The following is a 20234-nucleotide window of genomic DNA, read 5'->3' as shown; positions in this document are numbered from 1 at the left end:
GGAATGGATTTTTCAAGTATTTTATTTTCGATTTTAATTCTAGGAATTCTAGGATTGTTATTTGGAATTCTTTTGGGGTTTGCTTCTAAAAAGTTTGAAGTTCAAGTTGATGAAAGAATTCCTAAAATAAGAGGAGTTTTGCCAGGTGCTAACTGTGGTGGATGTGGATATCCAGGGTGTGATGCATATGCTACTGCTATGGTAGAAGATGGGGCTGATATTACTTTGTGTGGAGTTGGAGGACCAAGTGTTTCAAAAGCTATCGGAGAAATACTAGGAGTGAAAGTTAAAAAAGTAGAAAAGAAAGTAGCTTATGTAAAATGTAATGGAGATTGCAATAAAAAGAAAATAGCGTTAGATTTTCCAGAAGGAAAAAGCTGTGATGAAGCTAAAGAGTATATTTCTAATAATGAAGTGGCAGGATGTCAATATGGATGCTTTGGACTAGGAAAATGTGCAGAAGCTTGTAAATTTGGTGCGATAAGCATAGTAGATGGATTAGCAAAAATAGATTCTTCTAAATGCGTAGCTTGTAAAGCATGTGTTAAAGCATGTCCTCAAAATCTTATTGATATAATAAAAGATGATAAAAAGATAATAGTTAAATGTAATTCTAGAGATTCTGGTAAGAATGTTAATCAAAATTGTTCAGTTGGATGTATAGGATGCAAATTGTGTGAAAGAAATTGTCCAAGTGAAGCTATTAAGATTAATGAATTTTTAGCAACAATAGACTATGAAAAGTGTACTTCTTGTGGCATTTGCAAAGAAAAATGTCCTAAAAAAACAATTAACTCCAGATAAAAACATTAGTTAAAAACAAATAAATATATTATATACCCTTGAAAAATTTCTTAAAAACATTTAAATTAGTGTTAAGTTCTTTTTAGGAGGGTTTTAAATGATTAGCAAAAGAGAAGATTATATTTCATGGGATGAATATTTCATGGGAGTTGCATTAATTAGTGCAAAAAGAAGTAAGGATCCAAATACTCAAGTTGGAGCTTGTATAGTAGATTGTGATAATAAAATAGTAAGTATAGGATATAATGGCTTTCCTAAAGGATGTTCAGATGATGATTTACCTTGGGGAAATCAAGGAGATTTTTTAGAAACTAAATATCCATATGCTTGCCATGCAGAACTTAATGCTATTTTAAATAGTACAGGAAAATCTGTGAAGAATTGCAGAGTGTATGCTACTTTATTCCCATGTAATGAATGTGCAAAGGCAATAATTCAATCAGGAATAAATGAAGTCATATATTTATCAGATAAATACAAGGATACAGATATAGTTAAAGCATCTAAACTTATGTTTGATAAGGCAAATGTAAGATATAGAGCTTTAGATAGCAAAAGAGAAAACCTAATGATATCATTCAATCCAGAAGATGTTTAACATAAAACCTGTAGGATTTTTTTCCTATAGGTTTTATGTGCTTAAAATTTAGAATAGTTGACAATTCTTATTGATTATAGTATATTTTGAATATCAAAATATTTGATTTGATTTTCAAAGTGTTTGAATGTGATATCTAAAGATGTTTAAAGTAAGGGAGAGTTTTGAAATGAACGAAAGCGAATTAATATTAAATAATATTTTGGTGAAATTATTCAATAATATTTTGAGAATAGAGGAATTTGCACTTAAAAGTGCACCTTTTAATGATTTGTCTATAACAGAAATGCATACTATAGAAGCTATAGGGGTATCAAAATCAAGAACAATGTCAGAAGTGGCAATGGACTTAAATATTACTGTAGGGACATTAACAACAGCTATAAATAAATTAATAAAAAAGGGCTATGTAACTAGAAAAAGAATCGAAGAAGATAGAAGAGTTGTTATGATCGAGCTTACAGAGAGAGGAACTTTAGCTTACAAGGTACACGAAACTTTTCACGCAGAGATGATAGATCATGTTTTAGAAGAGTTAGGTGTTGAAGAGGAGGAAGTTTTAATTAATTCTTTAGAGAAGCTAGATAAGTTCTTCTTAAAGAAGCTAGAACTTATAAAATCAAAGGAGATTTAATAATGAAAAATGCTAAAATGATAGGCTTCGGCTTGTACACACCTGAAAATTTAATAGAGAATGATAGATTGAAAGAATTTTTAGAGACTAGCGATGAATGGATTAGAACAAGAACTGGCATAGAAAGAAGATATATATCAACTGGTGAGAATACATCAGATTTAGCAACTGAAGCTAGTAAAAAAGCTTTAGAACAGTCTGGTTTATCTCCAGAAGATATTGATCTTATAATATTAGCTACTGTAACGCCAGATAATTTTACTCCATCTACAGCTTGTATAGTACAAGATAAATTAGGAGCTAAGAATGCATGGGCTTTTGATATAAATGCAGCTTGTACTGGATTTATTTATGCTCTTAAGATAGGAAGATCTTTAATAGCATCAGGAGAAGCTAACAATGCATTAATAATTGGGGCAGAAACTTTATCTAAGGCTTTAAATTGGGAAGATAGAGGAAGTTGCGTTCTATTCGGAGATGGAGCAGGTGCAGCGGTTCTTACAGCTACAGATGAAGATTGTGGTATAAAATGTGTAAATGTAAAATCAGATGGATCAAAGGGAAGTTCTCTTGTAGTAGAAGGATTACCTTTAAATAATCCATTTATAGAAGAAAAAACTTCAAGTAAGAATTACATAAGCATGAATGGTAGAGAAATCTTTAAATTTGCTACAAAGGTTATGGAAGAGAGTATTGCAGAAATACTCGAAAAAGAAAATATGAGTATTGATGATATTGATGCCATAATTCCTCACCAAGCAAACTTAAGAATAATAGATTATGTAGGAAAAAAATTAAATATAACAAATGATAAGTTTGTATTAAATTTAAAGAATTACGGAAACACATCAGGGGCAAGTATTCCAATAGCACTTTGTGAAGCAGTAAATGAAGGCAGAGTGAAAAAAGGCGACAACATAATAATGGTTGGTTTCGGCGGAGGCTTAACTTGGGGGGCTACTTTAGTAAAGCTTTAATCGTATAAGAATAAAATATATAAAAATAAAGAGTAATATTATATTTAGTATAAATATATATAATTTTTTGAATCCGAAGGGTTTTAGGAGGTATTTTTAATGGCTAAACTAGGATTTTTATTTGCAGGGCAAGGAGCTCAATACGTAGGTATGGGAAAAGAGTTCTTTGATAAATTTGATGAGAGTAAAGAAATATTTGAAATAAGTAGTAATGCTTTAGGCATAGATATGAAAGAATTATGTTTTAATGATCCAGAAGGGTTATTAAATAAAACAGAATTCACTCAACCTGCAATAGTAACAACAAATATGGCTATATTATCAGTTTTAGATAAATTAGGAATTAAATCAGATATAGGTTGTGGATTAAGTTTAGGAGAATACTCTGCACTTATCCATAGTGGTGCCATTAACTTTGAGGATGGAGTTAAGCTTGTTAAAAAGAGAGGTAAGTTCATGCAAGAAGCTGTTGAAGAAGGCGTAGGAGGTATGGTTGCTGTTCTAAGAATGACTCCAGAGCAAGTAGATGAAATAATAGAAAAAAGCTCAGAGTTTGGAATAGTAGAAGGAGCAAATTATAACTCACCTGGACAGATAGTTATCTCAGGAGAGCTTAAGGCTTTAGAAAAAGCAATGGATTTTATTAAAGAAGCTGGTGGAAGAGCTATAAAATTACCAGTATCAGCACCATTCCATTGTTCAATGCTACAGCCAGCAGCTAAAAGACTTGAGAAAGAATTAGAAAATATAACAATAAATAAAATCGAAGGAACTGTTATGTCAAATGTTAAGGGGGAAGCTTATACAGAAGAGGATAGCATAATAAACCTTTTAACAGAGCAGGTTAAAAAGCCCGTTTTATTTATAAATGATATAGAGAATATGATAAATGCAGGTGTGGATACATTTATTGAAATAGGTCCTGGAAAAGCTTTAAGTGGATTTGTAAAGAAAATAAACAAAAATGTAACTATTCTTAATGTTGAAGACTTAAATTCTTTAGACAAAACATTATCAAAATTAAAAGAGATGGAGGTACTTTAAGCTATGATGTTAAAAGATAAAGTAGCAATAGTAACTGGTGGTACTAGAGGAATTGGAAAGGCAATTGCTTTAAAATTAGCAGACCAAGGAGCTAATATAGTTATAAACTACAGAAGTTCAGACAAGGAAGCAGAAGAGTTAAAAGCTATCCTTGAAGAAAAAGGTGTAAAAGTATTAACTGTTAAATGTGATATAAGTAAATTTGAAGATTCTAAGAATTTAATGGATAAGTGTAAAGAAGAATTTGGGAAAATAGATATACTTGTAAATAATGCTGGAGTCACTAAAGATACCTTAATAATGAGAATGAAGGAAGAAGATTTTGATAGTGTAATAGATGTTAATTTAAAAGGTACATTTAATTGTGCAAAACATGCTTCTGCCATAATGTTGAGACAAAAGTTTGGTAAAATAATAAATATGACATCTGTTGTTGGAATAACAGGTAACGCAGGACAGGTAAATTATGCAGCTTCAAAGGCTGGTGTAATCGGCTTAACTAAGTCATTAGCAAGAGAATTAGGAAGTAGAGGAATTACTGTTAACGCAGTGGCTCCAGGATTTATAAATACTGATATGACATCAGGATTATCTGAAAAAGTTAAAGAGGAAGCTATAAAAAATATTCCTTTAAAGAAATTAGGAGAAGCTGAAGATGTCGCTAACCTAGTTGGATTCTTAGCATCAGATGCAGCAAATTATATAACAGGTCAAGTCATAAATGTAGACGGCGGAATGGTAATGTAGGAGGATTTTTTATGGAAAACAGAGTTGTTATAACGGGAATGGGAGCAGTTACTCCAATAGGAAACAATGTGAATGAATTTTGGTCAAATGCAAAAAAAGGAGTTTTAGGAATAGATGAAATAACTCTATTTGATGCTACTGACTATAAAGTAAAAATTGCAGGAGAAGTTAAAAATTTTAACGTAGAAGAATTCATTGATAAGAAAGAAGCTAAGCGTTTAGATAGATTTACTCACTTTGCTCTTGTAGCTACAGAAGAAGCTATGAAGGATGCAAAATTAGATTTAAATGATGAAAATATAGATCCAACTAGAGTAGGTGTTATGGTTGGTTCAGGTATTGGAGGATATGGTACTTTAGAGGCTCAATTTGAGAACTTATTAACTAGAGGACCTGGAAGAGTATCTCCATTCTCAATTCCAGCAGGAATAATAAACTTAGTAGCTGGAAATATAGCTATAAAATATGGAGCTAAAGGAGTATGTGAATCATTAGTTACTGCATGTGCTACAGGGGTTAGCTCAATAGGTGCTGCTTATAGAAACATAAAACATGGATATTCAGACATAATAATATCTGGAGGATCAGAGGCTGCTATTACAAGAGCTGCAATTGCCGGATTTACAAATCTTAAAGCATTAAATACACATAATGATCCAGAAAGAGCATCAATTCCATTTGATAAAGAAAGATCAGGATTCGTAATGGGTGAGGGTGCCGGTATATTAATACTAGAAAGTTTAGAAAGTGCTGAAAAAAGAGGAGCTAAAATTTATGGAGAAATCATAGGTTATGGCGCAACTTGCGATGCATATCATATAACTTCACCAGATCCAGAAGGAGAAGGTGCAAAAAGATCATTAGAAGCTGCTATAGCTGAAGGTAAAATAAATAAGGATGAGGTTTCATACATAAACGCACATGGAACAAGTACACCTTTAAATGATAAATTTGAAACTTTAGCAATAAAAGGATGTTTTGGTGAACAAGCATACAACATACCAGTTTCATCTACTAAATCAATGACAGGTCATCTTTTAGGAGCTGCTGGAGCTATAGAATCTGTTATTTGTGTTAAAGCATTGGAAGAAGGATTTATTCCTCCAACAATAGGATATAAAGTTCCAGATGAAGATTGTGATTTAGATTATGTTGTAAATGAAGGTAGAGAAGCAGACTTAACTTATGTTATGAATAATGCATTAGGTTTTGGTGGTCACAATGCCTCTTTACTATTTAAGAAATGGGATTAGGAGTGAAATTAATGAATCTTAATGATATTAAAGAGCTTATAGATAAGATAGATTCTTCTAATATTGCTTATTTTGAAGTAAAAGTTGATAATTCGTATATAAAAATGGATAAATCATTGACTAGAAACTTTAGTGAAGAAAAGAAAACTGTATCAGAGGAGGCTTCTTCTAAAGAAGCCACTCTTGCTAATGAGTCAGTATCTACAACTAAATCAAACGAAGTAGTTAATGAGTCAAATGAAGAAAAGGTAGAAAATAACATTTTGGATGAAGATTTACATGTTGTAACTTCACCAATGGTTGGTACATTTTATGAATCACCAGGAGTTGGTGAGCCAAGTTATGTTTCTGTAGGAAGTAAGATTTCCACAGGAGATGTTTTATGTATAGTAGAAGCTATGAAGTTAATGAACGAAATTGAAAGTGAAGTATCTGGAGAAATAGTAGAGATACTAGTTCAAAATGGAAATATGGTTGAATACGGTCAACCATTATTTAAAGTTAGGAGAGCATAATTATGATGAATATAAATGAGATAAAGGAAATACTTCCTCATAGATATCCATTCTTACTTGTAGATAAAGTAGAGGAAATAACAGAAAATAAAGTTGTTGCATATAAGAATGTAACTGCTAATGAACCATTTTTTCAAGGGCATTTCCCAAACTATCCTGTTATGCCAGGAGTATTAATAGTTGAGGCTTTAGCACAAGCTGGTGCTATTGCTATGCTTAATAAAGAAGAGTTCAAAGGAAAAACTCCTTTCTTTGCAGGAATAGATAAATTAAGATTTAAAAAGCAAGTTTTACCTGGAGATACACTAAGATTAGAAGTTGAAATAATAAAACTTAGAGGAAGCATTGGATTTGGTAAAGCTACGGCTACTGTTGATGGAAAAATCGCTTGTTCTGGAGAAATTATGTTTGCAATAGGTTAGGTGATTGGAATATGTTTAAAAAAATATTAATAGCAAATAGAGGTGAGATAGCAGTTAGAATAATTAGAGCTTGTAGAGAACTTGGGATTCTTACCGTTGCAGTGTATTCTGAGATAGATAAGGATGCTTTACATGTACAATTAGCAGATGAAGCTGTTTGTATAGGGCCTTGGAATTCTAAAGAGAGCTACTTAAATATTCAAAATATACTAAGTGCCTGTGTTTTAACAGGGGCTGAGGCTATACACCCCGGATTTGGATTCTTATCTGAGAACCCTAGATTTGCTAAAATGTGTGAAGAGTGTAATATAGAGTTTATAGGGCCAAACTGGAGATCTATAGAGCTTATGGGAAATAAAGCTATGGCAAGAGAGATTATGAAAAAAGCTGATGTGCCTGTTGTTCCAGGATATGAAGGCGAAATAGAAAATCCAGAATTTGCTTTAGAAATAGCTAAAAAAATAGGTTTCCCTGTAATAGTTAAAGCTTCAGCAGGTGGCGGTGGAAAAGGAATAAGAATCGTACACAAAGAAGAAGATTTTATTTCAAGTTATAATACTGCTAAATCAGAGGCTGAAACAAACTTTGGTGATGATAAAATCTATATAGAAAAGTTTGTTGAAAGACCTAAGCATATAGAGGTTCAGTTACTATGTGATAAACATGGAAATGCTGTTCACCTTTTTGAGAGGGACTGTTCAGTTCAGAGAAAAAATCAAAAAGTTTTAGAAGAAGCTCCTTCAAGTATATTAACTGAAGAGCAAAGAGTAAAAATTGGAGAAATAGCAGTAAGAGCTGCTAAGGCTGTTAACTATCATAATGTTGGAACTATTGAGTTTTTATTGGATAAATCTGGAGAGTTTTACTTTATGGAGATGAATACAAGAATACAGGTTGAGCATCCTATAACAGAGATGATAACAGGTATTGATCTTGTTAAAGAACAAATAAAAGTTGCAGCTGGTAAAGAACTTGAAGTATCACAAGAGGATCTAAAGATAATGGGTCATTCTATTGAGTGTAGAATAAATGCAGAAGATCCTAGTAAAAACTTTATGCCTTGTCCTGGATTAATTAATGATGTTAATTTTCCAGGAGGATTCGGAGTTCGTTTAGATACAGCTATTTATTCAGGTTACAAAATTCCTCATTGTTATGATTCAATGATTGGTAAATTAATTGTTCATGGTAAGGATAGAGAAGAGGCAATTTCTAAAATGAAGAGAGCTTTAGATGAATTTGCTATTGATGGTATAACAAGTAACATAGATTATCATTTCCTAATTCTAGACCATGAGGACTTTAGAAATGGGACTTATAATACTTCGTTTTTAGCTGAAAAGTTGGTGAATAAGTATGATTAAGAATTTATTAAACAAAAGAAAGTATATAACTGTTAGTTCAGTTGAATTACAGGAAACGGAACATCAGCAAGAAGAAAAGCCTAATATACCTTCTGGTATGTGGAGCAAATGTGATAAATGTGGAAAGATATTATATACAGAGGATTTAAAAGAAAATTATAATGTATGTCCTAATTGTAGAAATCATTTTAAGTTAGGGGCATATGAAAGAATAGAATGCTTAACAGATAAGAATAGTTTTATTGAGTTTGATTCAGAACTTATAGGAAGAAACCCTCTTGATTTCAAAGGATATGAGGAAAAAATTAAAGGATATCAGAGAAAAAGTAATGTTGTTGAAGGAGTTGTAACTGGTGAAGCAACTATAGCACAGAGAAAAGTGGTTCTTTGTGTTATGGATTCAAACTTCATGATGGGAAGTATGGGAACAGCTGTTGGAGAAAAAATTACGAGAGCAATAGAATATGCTACTAAAAATAGACTTCCTTTAATAATATTTACATGTTCTGGTGGAGCAAGAATGCAAGAGGGAATCTATTCTCTTATGCAAATGGCTAAAATTAGTGGTGCTATATATAAACATAGTCAAGAAAACTTATTATATATAACAGTATTAACAAACCCAACAACAGGTGGAGTTACTGCTAGTTTTGCCATGGAAGGAGATATCATACTAAGTGAGCCTGGTTGCTTAGTTGGTTTTGCAGGTAGAAGAGTAATTGAGGGAACTATAAATGAAAAGTTGCCTGATGACTTCCAAACAGCTGAGTTTTTATTACAAAAGGGCTTCATTGATAAAATAGTAGAGAGAAAAGATTTAAAACAAATTTTAACTTCTCTTTTAAGAATGCATGAGGTGAATTATGAGTAGAGAACTAATAAGAACAGCAGATGCATGGAGTAAAGTAAAGATAGCTAGGGATCCAAGTCGTCCAAATGCTAAATTTTATATAAATGAAATCTTTGATGAGTTTATAGAGTTACATGGCGATAGAAACTTTGGTGATGATAGTGCTATAATAGGTGGTATTGCACTTTTAAATAATTTAAGTTATACAGTAGTTGGTATATGTAAGGGAGAGAATACTAAAGAAAACATAAAAAGAAACTTTGGTATGCCTCACCCAGAAGGATATAGAAAAGCATTAAGACTTATGAAACAAGCTGAAAAGTTTAAAAGACCTATAGTATGCTTTGTTGATACACCTGGTGCCTTTTGTGGTATAGGTGCAGAAGAAAGAGGGCAAGGTCATGCTATAGCTCAAAACTTAGTTGAAATGATGGGGCTTAAAGTACCTGTTATATCAATAGTTATAGGCGAAGGTGGAAGTGGTGGTGCTTTAGCTTTAGCTGTAGCAGATAAAGTATTTATGCTTGAACATTCAGTTTATTCAGTATTATCACCTGAAGGATTTGCATCTATATTATGGAAAGATGCAAGTAGAGCTGAAGAGGCTGCTAATGTAATGAAAATAACTGCTCAAGATTTAAAGTACTTTAATATAATAGATAAAATTATTAAAGAGCCAAGAGGGGGAGCACATAAGAACCCTACTAAAACGGCTCAAAATATAAAGAAAACAATATTAGAAACACTTTCAGAAATGAAAGGTACATCTATAGATGAATTATTAGAAAAAAGATATCATAAATATAGAGATATAGAGTGCGAAATATAAAGTTTATAATATAAAATTAAAAAAGAAGCTAAATTAAGGAAAATTCTTAATTTAGCTTCTTTTTTAATCAGTAAGCATTCTTATTAAAATATCTATTATTGATTTGTTTTTATTTAAAGCATCAACATAATCTGCAACGTGAAGTCTATAATACTCTTTTCCTTCATCTGTTATTCTATACATTTTCTTAGTTCTTTTATTGATGAAATCATCACCTATCCAATAGCTTGTCACTAATCCTTTTTGTTCTAAGTCATATAGTGTATCATATACTGTACTGGATGATACTGGAAATGGAAGCGGAGAACTAGAAAATTCATCTTTGAAAGCTTCTAAAACCTTATTTCCAAATACTTCATGTCCTTTTGAAAGCTCCTTTAGTACATAAAATGAATATAATTGTTTTGCATTAATAATATTTCTTGGTGCAACCATACGAGTTCTTTTATTCAAAATACCTCACCTCCAAATTTACTTTTTATATTATAAGTATAACCCAAAATCTTACTGAAAGTAATTAACAATTTGTGATTTCTTGAATATACTGTACTATACAAAAGAAGTGAGGTGAATTATTATGTCAAGAAGAGATTGCTGTTGTAGATGTAATTCTTGCAGAAGAAATTGTGGATGTGGCTGCAGCTGTAGAAATAATTGCGGTGGATTTGGAAACTGCGGTGGCTGCGGATTTGGAAATTGTGGCGGATTTGGCGGTGGCTGTGGATTTCCATTAATCTGGCTTTTACTATTAGGTGGAGGCTGCGGAGGATTTGGCGGCTTAGGTAATTGTGGTGGATTTGGAAACTGCGGTGGATACTGTTAATATTTTTATAATAGCATTATAAGTATTAGTATAAGATAGGGGAAGATTCTCCTATCTTATAATTTTTCATAAGTTTCTTTTAATAATAAGGCATCTTTTTCTAAAAGTGGACTTTCACAAATTACACAGCCCTTTACTTTATAATCTTTAAGTGCTCTTAAGCATTCAACAAAATTAAAATCACTTTCTAAAAATGGAAGATGGTGTCTTTCACCTTTATCTGTATAATGTATACCTGACATATGAATATGTAAATCTTCTAAGGCTTCCATTCCTAAATGTTCTTTAATATATTCTAAGATTTCAGCAAAGTCTTTATATTCTTTTAAGGCACCGATTCCTCTTGCATGTATATGTGAAAAATCTATACATAGTTTGCATGAAGGTACTTCTTTGCATATATCAACTAACTCTTGAAGATTACCAAATTGAGTTCCTTTTCCTGTAGTTTCTAATCTATAATCAACGCCTTCGTATGGAAGTTTCTTTAAATTCTTTTTGATTTCAGCTAAAGCCTCTTCTTTAGAAGATTTTAAATAAAACCCTGGATGGAATATTAAACTTCTTCCTCCTACACTTTTTAAAGCTTCTGCTCCTTTTAAAATTCTTTCAATAGATTTTTCCTTTTTATCTTCTTCAACTGCATTTAAGTTTATAAAATATGATCCATGAGCTGAAAGATAAAAATCATTTTTAGTTTTTGATTCGATTATTTTATCTCTATTTTTAGCTGTAACATTAACAGATCTAACAAATGGAAGTTCCATAGCTTCTAAACCAATGTTTTTTAAATATTCTATTCCTGTTGCATAATTGAATTTCTGTCCTTCTTCTCCGTTTGGTAGTCCAGAAATACCAAATAAAAGTTTTTCCATGTTATCACCTCTTTATAAAAGTATAGCAAAATAGTAGGGATTATTCAATAAAAGATATTAATTATTATATAATATGAATTATAAATTGTAGAAATTGTTAATATATAGATATATTTTCTGCTTTTTTAGAGAAAAAATGCAATAATTCGAAATAAATATTGCATTTTAGAGCATAGTTCTTTAAAATTATTAATAGAAACTATAAGATGGAGTGTGCAAAATGGAAGAAAGATTGCAAAAATACATGGCTAGATGTGGAGTGGCATCAAGAAGAAAATGTGAAGAGATAATTTTGAGTGGAAAAGTAAAGATTAATGACGATACTATTGATTCACTTGGAACAAAAGTTAATCCAGATGTAGATGTTGTTACTGTTAATAATAGAGTTATAAGACCAGAGGAAAACAAAGTATATATAATGCTTAATAAACCAGAAGGATATGTAACAACTAATAAGGATGAAAAGAACAGAAAGACTATCTTAGACATAGTTAAAGTTAATGAGAGAATATATCCAATAGGAAGACTAGATTACGATAGTTCAGGACTTCTTCTTTTAACTAATGATGGTGATGTTTATAACCAAATAATTCACCCAAGAGTCAATTTAAATAAAGAATATGTTGCTTTAGTAAAAGGAATATTCACAGAAGAGGAAATGAATAAATTTAGATCAGGCGTTGATATTGGAGACTATAAAACAGCAGAGTGTGAAATAGAGCTTTTAGAGAAGTACACTAATAGTTGTAAAGTTAAAATAATAATACACGAGGGTAAGAATAGACAGATAAGAAGAATGTGTGCTGCTTTCAATCATGAAGTTGTTTCTCTTAAAAGAGAGCGTATAGGTAGTTTAAATCTTAGAAGTCTTAAGAAAGGGGAATGGAGATATTTAACTGACAAAGAAGTTAATTATATAAAATCTCTATAATCTATTATGTTTAAATATGTAACTGATGTAAGTAATATATATCATAATATAATAACTACATTTATAGAAGAAAAAAATGTTGCTATTGATGCTACTTTAGGAAATGGTCATGATTGTGATTTCTTAAGTGATTTATTTAAAAAGGTTTATGCCTTTGATATCCAAGAAGAGGCAGTAAACACATATAAAGAGAAAAATAAAAGTAATGTAGAAGCTATACTAGATTCACATGAAAATTTTAATACATATATAAAGGAAGAAAGTGTTCAATGTATAGTTTATAACTTAGGTTATCTACCAGGTAATAATAAGCATATTACAACTATTGCTGAAAGTACATTAAAGAGTATAAATATAGGATTAGATTTATTAGATACGAACGGAATAATGATAATAGCTCTATATAGTGGACATGAAGAAGGCAAGATAGAGAAAAATGAAGTGCTTAGCTTTGTTGAAAAGTTACCTAAGAATAAATATGGAGTTTTGCATACTGAATTTATAAATAGAGCAAAAACTGCACCTTCTTTGGTTGTAATTGAAAAGAAATTTAAATAAATAAAATGAAGAGAGGATTTTTAAAATGGAGAATACTCAAGATTTAATGAGATTAATTCAAGTAAAGTTCCCAAAACTTAGTAAAGGACAAAAACTTATAGCTGAATATATCTTAAAGAATTATGATAAGGCAGCTTTTATGACTGCTGCTAAATTAGGAAATAACGTTGGAGTAAGTGAGTCAACAGTAGTTAGATTTGCAACGGAGCTTGGATTCTCAGGATATCCAAAACTACAAAAGGCTCTACAAGAGTTAATAAAGAATAAACTTACATCAGTACAAAGATTAGAGTTATCAAATGACTTTATAAGTGAAGAAAATGCTTTAAAGGGTGTTTTAAAGGCTGATATAGAGAATATAAGAGCTACTTTAGAGAAAATAAATCATAAGACTTTTGATGAAGTTGTAAATGAGATATTTAAAGCTAAAAGAATATATATAATAGGATTAAGAAGCTCAACAGCTCTTGCTGAATTTTTAGGATTCTACTTAAATTTAATATTAGATAATGTTAGAGTTATATCAAATGGTATAAGTGATACCTTTGAACAAATGCTTAACTTAGGAGAAGGAGATTTAGTTATAGGAATTGGATTCCCGAGATATGCATTAAAAACAATAGATGCTTTAGAGTTTGCTAAGAGTAGAAATGCTAAAATAGTATCAATAACAGATAGCTTAATCTCACCACTTGCATCTCAATCAGATCACACACTTATAGCCCAAAGTAACATGGCATCATTTGTTGATTCATTAGTTGCTCCACTAAGTGTAATAAATGCTTTAATCATTGCTGTAGGGATAAGAGAAAAAGAGAAAATAACTTCTACATTCAATGAACTTGAAAAGATATGGAAAGATTATAACGTATATTCATACAACAAAAACAACATAGAGTCTTAATATAGACTTTTACAGTGATTTTAAAAAAACTTACAAATAAATTCCGATAATTTCTTAAATTCTAAAGCTTTTACATATATTATCTTCATATTATTTGTAAGTTTTTTTATTGAAATCAGTAATAAGTCTATTTTTTATCTTTTAGAACAAAATAATAAACTTATATGTCAGTTGACAATGTTTTTAAGAAAGTTTATTATTAGTTTGATTCAATTAAATTAAGGAGCTGATATATTGGCTAAGGTAATAGTTATAGGTGCTGGCCCTGCGGGGATGATGGCAGCAATATCTGCAGCAGAGAACCATGATGTTACTCTTTTAGAGAGTAATGAAAGACTTGGTAAGAAGCTATTTATTACAGGTAAAGGGAGATGTAATGTAACGAATGCAAAGGATATAGGTGAGTTTTTTGAGTTCATACCAGGAAACCCTTATTTTTTATATAGTGCATTATACACATATACAAATATAGATGTAATGAATTTCTTTGAGGATGCAGGAATTAAGTTAAAAGTAGAGAGAGGCTCTAGAGTATTCCCAAACTCAGATAAATCTTCTGATATAATAAGAGGACTTTCAAAAGGTCTAGATGAAGCGGGAGTAAAAGTTAGATTACATAGTAAAGTAATAGATGTTATATTTAATAACGATAAAATAGAGGCTGTTGTATTAGAAGGAGGAGCTAAAGTTAAAGGTGATTACTTCATAATAACAACAGGAGGTAAATCTTATCCTTTAACAGGTTCAACTGGTATAGGCTTTGATTTAGCTAAGAAGATGGGACATACAATAATTGATCCAAAACCATCTTTAGTTCCAATAGAGATTGAAGAGGCTTGGGTACGTGCACTTCAAGGGTTATCTCTTAGAAATATAGAGCTTAAGATAAAAAATAAGAAAAACTCAAAGGTTGTTTATAGCAATCAAGGAGAAATGATATTTACTCACTTTGGAATTTCTGGTCCACTTGTTTTAAGTGGAAGTAGATTTATAAAAGAAGGAGAAAAATTTGAGATTTCTATTGATTTAAAACCAGCTTTAGAGGATAAAGAGCTAGATTTAAGACTTCAAAAAGATTTTAAGAAGAATCTAAATAAAGATTTTAAAAACTCTTTAGATGAACTTCTTCCTAAAAAACTTATACCAACTATAATAGAGCTTTCAGGAATAGATGAAAATAAAAAGGTTAATTCTATAACTAAAGAAGAAAGAAGAAATCTTTTAAATCTTTTAAAGAACCTAACATTCACTGTTAAGGGCTTAAGAGATATTTCTGAAGCAATAGTTACAGCTGGTGGAGTTTCTACTAAGGAAATAGATCCTTCAACTATGAAGTCTAAAATTGTAGAAAATTTATACTTTGCAGGTGAAGTTATTGATGTAGATGCTTTTACAGGTGGATACAATGTGCAAATAGCATTATCAACAGGGTATTTAGCAGGAAAGTCTATTTAGTTTCATTATTAACTTAAAGCTTTAATATAAGAAACTTATTTTAAAATTTTGTTCTATTTTAAACAAGTGTTGATTTCTAGATATAGATGAAAGACCAGCTTAATGAGCATTAGAGTTTCATTGTCTATGTAAGAATAATAGCGTTAAGAGGATTTTTTGTTTGAGCGATAGCGAGTTTAAAATCCTTAGCTATTATTCTGGAATAGATAATAGAAACTCTTTGCGAAATTAAGTTAGGTCTGAAGATATAGCTAGAAATCAACACTCACTTAAGATAGAGCCTAAAAGTTCAATATATATGGTAAATAAAACTTGATGTTTTGTGAGAAAGGAATTAACAATATGAAAAAGATTATTACAGTAGCTATTGATGGACCAGCAGGTGCTGGAAAAAGCACAATTGCTAAAATTATAGGAAAGAACTTTGATTTAATGTATATAAACACTGGTTCTATGTATAGAGCTGTTACTATAAAAGCCTTAGAAAATGATATTGCAGCTGAAAATGTTGAGAAATTATTAGAAATGATAGATGGAATGGATATGCATTTTGAAAATGATGAGCTTATATTAAACGGAGAAAATATAAACTCACAATTAACTATGCCTGAAATAAGCAAAAATGTTTCAGCTTATGCTTCAATAAGAGAAGTGAGAGAAAAACTAGTAGAACTTATGAGAAAAATGGCTTCTAAATATAGTGTTATAATGGATGGAAGAGACATTGGAACAGTTGTATTAAAGGATGCTGATTATAAGTTCTTCTTAACTGCTAGTGCTGAAGAAAGAGCTGATAGAAGATACAAAGAGCTTATGGAAAAAGGTTTAGAAGTTAATTACGATGAAATATTACAAGATATAATAAGAAGAGATTACCTAGATTCTAACAGAGAGGTAGATCCTCTAAGAAAAGCTGAGGATGCTATTGAGATAGATACTACTGGCATAGGCATAATGGGAGTAGTTGATAAGATATCTAGCTATATGGAGAAATAATTATGGAAAGAAAAATAACTTTAGCAAAGAATGCAGGATTTTGCTTTGGAGTAAAAAGAGCTGTAGACGAGGCTATAAAGTATCAGAAAGAATTTGATAAAAAAATATATACTTTAGGACCTCTTATACATAATAACGATGTTGTTAATTATTTAGAGGACAATAATATATTTGCTATAGAACTTTCAGAAGCTGATAATTTAACCCCTGGAGATGTTGTACTTATAAGATCTCATGGAGTTAAAGAATGTGTTATAAAGGATTTAGAAGCTAAAGGATTAATAGTTAAAAATGCTACTTGTCCTTATGTAACTAACATCCAACAAAAAGTTAAAAAATGCTATGAGCAAGGATATAAGATAATTATAGTTGGAGATAAAAATCATCCAGAGGTTATTGGAATAAATGGATGGTGTAATGATTCAGCCATAATAACAAATGGAAAAGAAGATCTTACTAATATTCCTGTTAAAGTATGCGTTGTTTCTCAAACAACAGAGAAAAAAGCAACTTGGAATAAGGTTTTAAATGAAATAGTAAGTGAAAGCAAAGAGATTGTAGCATTTAATACTATTTGTTCAGCTACAGATGTTAGACAGAAAAGTGTACAAGAACTTTCAGAAGAATCTGATTTAGTTTTTGTTATAGGTGGTAAGAATAGCTCTAATACAACAAAACTATATGAAATATGCAAGAAAGAATGTCCTAAAAGCTATCATATAGAGAATGTTAAAGAGTTAGATGAAAGTCTTTTACAAGACGAATCTATAAAAAATATTGGTATTACAGCTGGTGCTTCAACTCCAGACTGGATAATCAATGAAGTTATAGATAGATTGAAAGAATTATAGGAGCAATATTTTGCCATATAAATTCCATTGTACTGGAATTTATATGGCAATTGTTTTATACTATAATATATGACAAAAATTAGGGGTAGTAAAATGAATATAGTTAGGTTTAAGTTATGGGATTATTTTAAATATGCAAGATTATTAAGGTTTTCACTAGGAAGCCTGTGTACTAATTATTTCTTGAAGGTTATTTGTGAGGACAAGGATATTATGCTTTGGGAGATAGACTATGCAGCTAATAAGGAAGCGTATATAAAAAATATTACTCATGTGAATTATAATAGAGATTTTAATGGTAATAATAAAATTAATTCAGAATTTAACATTGATAAATTTATATATGAGACTAAGGAAAATGAGGGGACTAATTTGAATATATATGGTTTTACAAAAAAAGCGTCCAACATAATAATGAGTCTAGATCTAAAGAACTTTTCTAAAGAAGAGAGTTCAGATCTTGAATTTAGAAAGTTTATAAAAGGGCAAGATGAAAAATTACGTTGTGATATTCAAAATAAAATATTTCATGAGGAAAATAGAATACCTTTAAAACCTAAGGATATAGTATATGAATGTAGTAGAAAAGCATTTTTACCAAATTTATCATTCTTTGCAGTAAAAAATGATGAAATTTTAGGATATGGTCAAATACTAATATTAAAAGGCAAACATACTGTAGCTAACTTCGGAATTGTTGAAGAATTCAGAGGAAAAGGATATGGGGAAAAGCTTATTATTCATATACTTAATAAAGGCAAAGAGATGGGATTAGAAGAGGTTTATATAAAGGTTAAATCAGATAATATAAAGGCTTTAAATTTATATAAGAAAATGGGCTTTAAAGAGTTTTCAGAAGTTAAGATATACGAATTACTAAGCTAAAAATTTAAATGGGCTGTATCAGAATTAAATAATAAGACTTTCAAACAGTATTAATAGAATAAAGTTTGAAAGTCTTATTAAAAGGTTATTTTGATATAGCCCATTTATGTATTTTAGATAAAGCTTTTTTATATCTTTCCACTATAAGCTATAGCAAATAATCAGTTGATATGTAAGATGTCTTAGTTCTGAATACACTATCTGTTAAATGGGCACTGTAATAAGATCTATCGCTAATATCTCTAGGTGCATTTTCTTGGTTATTAACATTATTTTCTAGTTCTTTTAGATCATACATAAAAATCACCTCCTAGTTTTATTATTTACATATTTTAAAATCTTATTTAATAATATTTATATAATTCCTCATTAAGATGGTCTTTTATCTATATCTAGAAATCAGTACTTGTTTAAAATATAGTTATAAATTAATATTAATTAATAGGCCTAATTAAGCAAAAGTCTAAAAAGGTTGATTTAAATTATTTGAAAATTTAAAAGCTTTATTAGAACATCTATAAAGAAGATGAATTAAATATAGACAAATATAAAACTTTATTATATAATAATTATTATTAATTATAAAAACGAGGTGTTTTTTATGGGAAACAAAATTAGTTTAGTATTTGAAAATGGTGAATATACAGTATATATAAATGATAAAGCTATTACAGTTAATAAATATATGGATAATGCAATAGAGAAGTTTACTCAAACTATAAATAATAATGCTATGCCTAAATCAATTGAATGGGAAACTATAGAAAAAGAACTAGATAGCGTTGAACTAGAAGGATTAGAAGTAAATAAGGACTTTAAAACAGCTACATATAAAGAGATGAAATATTTCTTTAGTACAGATAAAGTATTTAATATGCATGGTGGAAAAATGCAACAGTTACTAGGAGGATATCAATTATTCTCATTTGTGGTTAATATGATTAAAGAAAAACATCTAGAGGATTACTTAGGACTTTTAGATTTCTGTGAAGAAATATTAAAATGTAAAGTTACATACAGAGTAACTGGAAGTAGCTTTGTGGTAGGAAGTCCAGCATTTAACTATGGATCAGCTTCATATGATTTCTCAACTAGAAAAGTCAATAAAGGTGCCACAATAGAAAGTATGACTTTTGAAAATTTTAAAAACTATGTTTTAAATATAATAAGAAAATAGAGTATACAAGTTTTAAGAAAAGACCCCTGTCAAAATTAAGTTGTTTGACAGGGGTCTTTCTTACTATTAGTTAATTACTTTTAAAAATACTTTTAGTTTTCTAAGGTTTTTAATGTCTTTATAATGAATTCAACATCACCAAATAGAGTGAATCTAGCCTTGGAGATTTCCTTTATATATTCATAAGAAAATCTAGCTCCATTTTTAACAGCCTCTTCATCTTCATTTATTATAGTCATTAGCTTACTTGAAAGCTCTTTACCTTCCAAAATGTTTTTACAATATAAGTCTACTACTGTGCATATTTGTATCTTTTTATTTGAATCTACATTTTGTCCTTCTAAAAAATCTATAACTTCTGTTTTAGAATTCTTAGCTAGTTCCTCCTTAGTTTTTCTACTATCAAATAGATTTTCAATATCTTTCATGGTGAATCTCCATTGTCCACCTATTTTTCTTCCTTCTAAGATACCATCCTTTAGATAGCTTCTTATGGTACGTGAAGTTAATCTAGTCATTTTAGCAATGTCATCAATTGTATAAAGTTTTTCAAAATCATTCATAGTTAACACCTCTCACAAATATTTCCTATATATTCATTATATTTCATATATTTTCATATTGGAAGAGGGTGTTGTAAAAAATATGCAATTAATTTGAAAAATGATATCTCTAAAGAAGTGTTATATAAAAGATAGGTTAAATGAAAGGAGCTATATCAAAACTTAATAATAAAATTTAC

Annotated in this window: 25 protein-coding genes; 21 read left to right on the top strand and 4 right to left on the bottom strand. The window is 30.0% G+C overall.

Annotation, left to right across the window (positions count from 1 at the left end; genetic code table 11):
• The first annotated feature begins 3 nt into the window (after window positions 1-3).
• From ACQZHJ_RS08990 to ACQZHJ_RS08935, 12 genes are all read left to right on the top strand, one after another.
• The gene (locus tag ACQZHJ_RS08990; RefSeq protein ID WP_430485218.1) at window positions 4-804 is read left to right on the top strand and encodes an RnfABCDGE type electron transport complex subunit B; all 801 of its coding nucleotides are present in this window, start codon (window positions 4-6) and stop codon (window positions 802-804) included.
• Window positions 805-901: 97 nt separating this feature from the next.
• A complete protein-coding gene (locus ACQZHJ_RS08985) occupies window positions 902-1402 on the top strand; it encodes a deoxycytidylate deaminase (RefSeq protein WP_430485217.1) in 501 nt (166 codons plus the stop codon).
• A 169-nt stretch (window positions 1403-1571) separates the two neighbouring features.
• Window positions 1572-2036 (top strand): MarR family transcriptional regulator, encoded by a 465-nt coding sequence (locus ACQZHJ_RS08980; RefSeq protein WP_430485216.1) that lies wholly within the window; start codon window positions 1572-1574, stop codon window positions 2034-2036.
• 2 nt (window positions 2037-2038) lie between these two features.
• Window positions 2039-3013, top strand: a complete 975-nt coding sequence (locus ACQZHJ_RS08975) for a beta-ketoacyl-ACP synthase III (RefSeq protein WP_430485215.1) — start codon at window positions 2039-2041, stop codon at window positions 3011-3013.
• Between the two features lie 99 nt (window positions 3014-3112).
• Window positions 3113-4057, top strand: a complete 945-nt coding sequence (gene fabD, locus ACQZHJ_RS08970) for an ACP S-malonyltransferase (protein ID WP_430485214.1) — start codon at window positions 3113-3115, stop codon at window positions 4055-4057.
• 6 nt (window positions 4058-4063) lie between these two features.
• On the top strand, window positions 4064-4804 hold the full coding sequence (fabG, locus tag ACQZHJ_RS08965; protein ID WP_430486880.1) for a 3-oxoacyl-[acyl-carrier-protein] reductase: 741 nt from the start codon (window positions 4064-4066) through the stop codon (window positions 4802-4804).
• An 11-nt stretch (window positions 4805-4815) separates the two neighbouring features.
• Window positions 4816-6057 (top strand): beta-ketoacyl-ACP synthase II, encoded by a 1242-nt coding sequence (fabF, locus tag ACQZHJ_RS08960; RefSeq protein ID WP_430485213.1) that lies wholly within the window; start codon window positions 4816-4818, stop codon window positions 6055-6057.
• A gap of 11 nt (window positions 6058-6068) precedes the next feature.
• Window positions 6069-6572, top strand: coding sequence for an acetyl-CoA carboxylase biotin carboxyl carrier protein (gene accB, locus ACQZHJ_RS08955; RefSeq protein WP_430485212.1), 504 nt, complete (start codon window positions 6069-6071; stop codon window positions 6570-6572).
• A 2-nt stretch (window positions 6573-6574) separates the two neighbouring features.
• Window positions 6575-6994 carry a 3-hydroxyacyl-ACP dehydratase FabZ gene (gene fabZ / locus ACQZHJ_RS08950; RefSeq protein ID WP_430485211.1) on the top strand — a complete coding sequence of 140 codons (420 nt, stop codon included), beginning with the start codon at window positions 6575-6577 and terminating at the stop codon, window positions 6992-6994.
• Between the two features lie 11 nt (window positions 6995-7005).
• A complete protein-coding gene (locus ACQZHJ_RS08945) occupies window positions 7006-8358 on the top strand; it encodes an acetyl-CoA carboxylase biotin carboxylase subunit (RefSeq protein ID WP_430485210.1) in 1353 nt (450 codons plus the stop codon).
• The gene (accD, locus tag ACQZHJ_RS08940; protein ID WP_430485209.1) at window positions 8351-9229 is read left to right on the top strand and encodes an acetyl-CoA carboxylase, carboxyltransferase subunit beta; all 879 of its coding nucleotides are present in this window, start codon (window positions 8351-8353) and stop codon (window positions 9227-9229) included. The genes ACQZHJ_RS08945 and accD overlap by 8 nt, the downstream gene beginning before the upstream one ends.
• Window positions 9222-10037, top strand: a complete 816-nt coding sequence (locus ACQZHJ_RS08935) for an acetyl-CoA carboxylase carboxyltransferase subunit alpha (RefSeq protein WP_430485208.1) — start codon at window positions 9222-9224, stop codon at window positions 10035-10037. The genes accD and ACQZHJ_RS08935 overlap by 8 nt, the downstream gene beginning before the upstream one ends.
• A 63-nt stretch (window positions 10038-10100) precedes the next feature.
• Here ACQZHJ_RS08935 and ACQZHJ_RS08930 read toward each other — a convergent pair whose 3' ends face one another.
• On the bottom strand, window positions 10101-10490 hold the full coding sequence (locus tag ACQZHJ_RS08930; RefSeq protein ID WP_430485207.1) for a PadR family transcriptional regulator: 390 nt from the start codon (window positions 10488-10490) through the stop codon (window positions 10101-10103).
• Between the two features lie 124 nt (window positions 10491-10614).
• Here ACQZHJ_RS08930 and ACQZHJ_RS08925 point away from each other — a divergent pair, with 124 nt between their 5' ends.
• A complete protein-coding gene (locus ACQZHJ_RS08925) occupies window positions 10615-10860 on the top strand; it encodes a hypothetical protein (protein WP_430485206.1) in 246 nt (81 codons plus the stop codon).
• A 56-nt stretch (window positions 10861-10916) separates the two neighbouring features.
• Here the strand turns inward: ACQZHJ_RS08925 and ACQZHJ_RS08920 are convergent, their stop codons facing one another.
• Window positions 10917-11735: a TIM barrel protein gene (locus tag ACQZHJ_RS08920; RefSeq protein ID WP_430485205.1), complete on the bottom strand. Its 819-nt coding sequence runs from the start codon at window positions 11733-11735 to the stop codon at window positions 10917-10919.
• 220 nt (window positions 11736-11955) lie between these two features.
• On the opposite strand from ACQZHJ_RS08920, the gene ACQZHJ_RS08915 reads away from it, so the two are divergent.
• The 7 genes from ACQZHJ_RS08915 (at window position 11956) to ACQZHJ_RS08885 (ending at window position 18315) form a co-directional block, all read left to right on the top strand.
• Window positions 11956-12666, top strand: coding sequence for a pseudouridine synthase (locus ACQZHJ_RS08915; RefSeq protein WP_430485204.1), 711 nt, complete (start codon window positions 11956-11958; stop codon window positions 12664-12666).
• Between the two features lie 6 nt (window positions 12667-12672).
• Window positions 12673-13224 carry a tRNA (mnm(5)s(2)U34)-methyltransferase gene (locus tag ACQZHJ_RS08910; protein ID WP_430485203.1) on the top strand — a complete coding sequence of 184 codons (552 nt, stop codon included), beginning with the start codon at window positions 12673-12675 and terminating at the stop codon, window positions 13222-13224.
• Window positions 13225-13249: 25 nt separating this feature from the next.
• The gene (locus ACQZHJ_RS08905) at window positions 13250-14128 is read left to right on the top strand and encodes a MurR/RpiR family transcriptional regulator (RefSeq protein WP_430485202.1); all 879 of its coding nucleotides are present in this window, start codon (window positions 13250-13252) and stop codon (window positions 14126-14128) included.
• A gap of 234 nt (window positions 14129-14362) precedes the next feature.
• Window positions 14363-15583: an NAD(P)/FAD-dependent oxidoreductase gene (locus ACQZHJ_RS08900; protein ID WP_430485201.1), complete on the top strand. Its 1221-nt coding sequence runs from the start codon at window positions 14363-14365 to the stop codon at window positions 15581-15583.
• A 342-nt stretch (window positions 15584-15925) separates the two neighbouring features.
• A complete protein-coding gene (gene cmk, locus ACQZHJ_RS08895) occupies window positions 15926-16579 on the top strand; it encodes a (d)CMP kinase (RefSeq protein ID WP_430485200.1) in 654 nt (217 codons plus the stop codon).
• 2 nt (window positions 16580-16581) lie between these two features.
• Complete coding sequence (locus ACQZHJ_RS08890; RefSeq protein ID WP_430485199.1) at window positions 16582-17430, top strand: 4-hydroxy-3-methylbut-2-enyl diphosphate reductase; 849 nt, start codon at window positions 16582-16584, stop codon at window positions 17428-17430.
• Between the two features lie 93 nt (window positions 17431-17523).
• Entirely contained in the window at window positions 17524-18315 is a 792-nt protein-coding gene (locus ACQZHJ_RS08885) for a GNAT family N-acetyltransferase (protein ID WP_430485198.1), read from the top strand.
• A gap of 148 nt (window positions 18316-18463) precedes the next feature.
• Here ACQZHJ_RS08885 and ACQZHJ_RS08880 read toward each other — a convergent pair whose 3' ends face one another.
• Complete coding sequence (locus ACQZHJ_RS08880) at window positions 18464-18613, bottom strand: hypothetical protein (RefSeq protein WP_430485197.1); 150 nt, start codon at window positions 18611-18613, stop codon at window positions 18464-18466.
• Between the two features lie 303 nt (window positions 18614-18916).
• Between ACQZHJ_RS08880 and ACQZHJ_RS08875 the strand changes: the two genes are divergently transcribed.
• A complete protein-coding gene (locus ACQZHJ_RS08875) occupies window positions 18917-19492 on the top strand; it encodes a hypothetical protein (protein ID WP_430485196.1) in 576 nt (191 codons plus the stop codon).
• 92 nt (window positions 19493-19584) lie between these two features.
• Here ACQZHJ_RS08875 and ACQZHJ_RS08870 read toward each other — a convergent pair whose 3' ends face one another.
• The gene (locus ACQZHJ_RS08870) at window positions 19585-20055 is read right to left on the bottom strand and encodes a helix-turn-helix domain-containing protein (protein WP_430485195.1); all 471 of its coding nucleotides are present in this window, start codon (window positions 20053-20055) and stop codon (window positions 19585-19587) included.
• Window positions 20056-20234: the final 179 nt, after the last annotated feature.

Origin of the sequence: Clostridium sp. B9 (genome assembly GCF_050509515.1) — a bacterium.
GTDB lineage: Bacteria > Bacillota > Clostridia > Clostridiales > Clostridiaceae > Sarcina.
Note: the sequence above shows the minus strand (reverse complement) of the source record. Positions and strands in the feature narration are given on the sequence as shown.

What these genes read in the sequence shown, in the direction of transcription:
- ACQZHJ_RS08875 (WP_430485196.1), top strand. Translation starts at nt 18,917, where the DNA reads ATGGGAAACAAAATTAGTTTAGTATTTGAAAATGGTGAATATACAGTA.
- ACQZHJ_RS08990 (WP_430485218.1), top strand. Translation starts at nt 4, where the DNA reads ATGGATTTTTCAAGTATTTTATTTTCGATTTTAATTCTAGGAATTCTA.
- ACQZHJ_RS08935 (WP_430485208.1), top strand. Translation starts at nt 9,222, where the DNA reads ATGAGTAGAGAACTAATAAGAACAGCAGATGCATGGAGTAAAGTAAAG.
- fabF (WP_430485213.1), top strand. Translation starts at nt 4,816, where the DNA reads ATGGAAAACAGAGTTGTTATAACGGGAATGGGAGCAGTTACTCCAATA.
- ACQZHJ_RS08915 (WP_430485204.1), top strand. Translation starts at nt 11,956, where the DNA reads ATGGAAGAAAGATTGCAAAAATACATGGCTAGATGTGGAGTGGCATCA.
- ACQZHJ_RS08920 (WP_430485205.1), bottom strand. Translation starts at nt 11,735, where the DNA reads ATGGAAAAACTTTTATTTGGTATTTCTGGACTACCAAACGGAGAAGAA.
- ACQZHJ_RS08885 (WP_430485198.1), top strand. Translation starts at nt 17,524, where the DNA reads ATGAATATAGTTAGGTTTAAGTTATGGGATTATTTTAAATATGCAAGA.
- ACQZHJ_RS08880 (WP_430485197.1), bottom strand. Translation starts at nt 18,613, where the DNA reads ATGTATGATCTAAAAGAACTAGAAAATAATGTTAATAACCAAGAAAAT.
- ACQZHJ_RS08905 (WP_430485202.1), top strand. Translation starts at nt 13,250, where the DNA reads ATGGAGAATACTCAAGATTTAATGAGATTAATTCAAGTAAAGTTCCCA.
- cmk (WP_430485200.1), top strand. Translation starts at nt 15,926, where the DNA reads ATGAAAAAGATTATTACAGTAGCTATTGATGGACCAGCAGGTGCTGGA.
- ACQZHJ_RS08980 (WP_430485216.1), top strand. Translation starts at nt 1,572, where the DNA reads ATGAACGAAAGCGAATTAATATTAAATAATATTTTGGTGAAATTATTC.
- ACQZHJ_RS08870 (WP_430485195.1), bottom strand. Translation starts at nt 20,055, where the DNA reads ATGAATGATTTTGAAAAACTTTATACAATTGATGACATTGCTAAAATG.
- fabD (WP_430485214.1), top strand. Translation starts at nt 3,113, where the DNA reads ATGGCTAAACTAGGATTTTTATTTGCAGGGCAAGGAGCTCAATACGTA.
- accB (WP_430485212.1), top strand. Translation starts at nt 6,069, where the DNA reads ATGAATCTTAATGATATTAAAGAGCTTATAGATAAGATAGATTCTTCT.
- ACQZHJ_RS08925 (WP_430485206.1), top strand. Translation starts at nt 10,615, where the DNA reads ATGTCAAGAAGAGATTGCTGTTGTAGATGTAATTCTTGCAGAAGAAAT.
- ACQZHJ_RS08890 (WP_430485199.1), top strand. Translation starts at nt 16,582, where the DNA reads ATGGAAAGAAAAATAACTTTAGCAAAGAATGCAGGATTTTGCTTTGGA.
- ACQZHJ_RS08945 (WP_430485210.1), top strand. Translation starts at nt 7,006, where the DNA reads ATGTTTAAAAAAATATTAATAGCAAATAGAGGTGAGATAGCAGTTAGA.
- ACQZHJ_RS08975 (WP_430485215.1), top strand. Translation starts at nt 2,039, where the DNA reads ATGAAAAATGCTAAAATGATAGGCTTCGGCTTGTACACACCTGAAAAT.
- ACQZHJ_RS08910 (WP_430485203.1), top strand. Translation starts at nt 12,673, where the DNA reads ATGTTTAAATATGTAACTGATGTAAGTAATATATATCATAATATAATA.
- ACQZHJ_RS08985 (WP_430485217.1), top strand. Translation starts at nt 902, where the DNA reads ATGATTAGCAAAAGAGAAGATTATATTTCATGGGATGAATATTTCATG.
- fabZ (WP_430485211.1), top strand. Translation starts at nt 6,575, where the DNA reads ATGATGAATATAAATGAGATAAAGGAAATACTTCCTCATAGATATCCA.
- accD (WP_430485209.1), top strand. Translation starts at nt 8,351, where the DNA reads ATGATTAAGAATTTATTAAACAAAAGAAAGTATATAACTGTTAGTTCA.
- fabG (WP_430486880.1), top strand. Translation starts at nt 4,064, where the DNA reads ATGTTAAAAGATAAAGTAGCAATAGTAACTGGTGGTACTAGAGGAATT.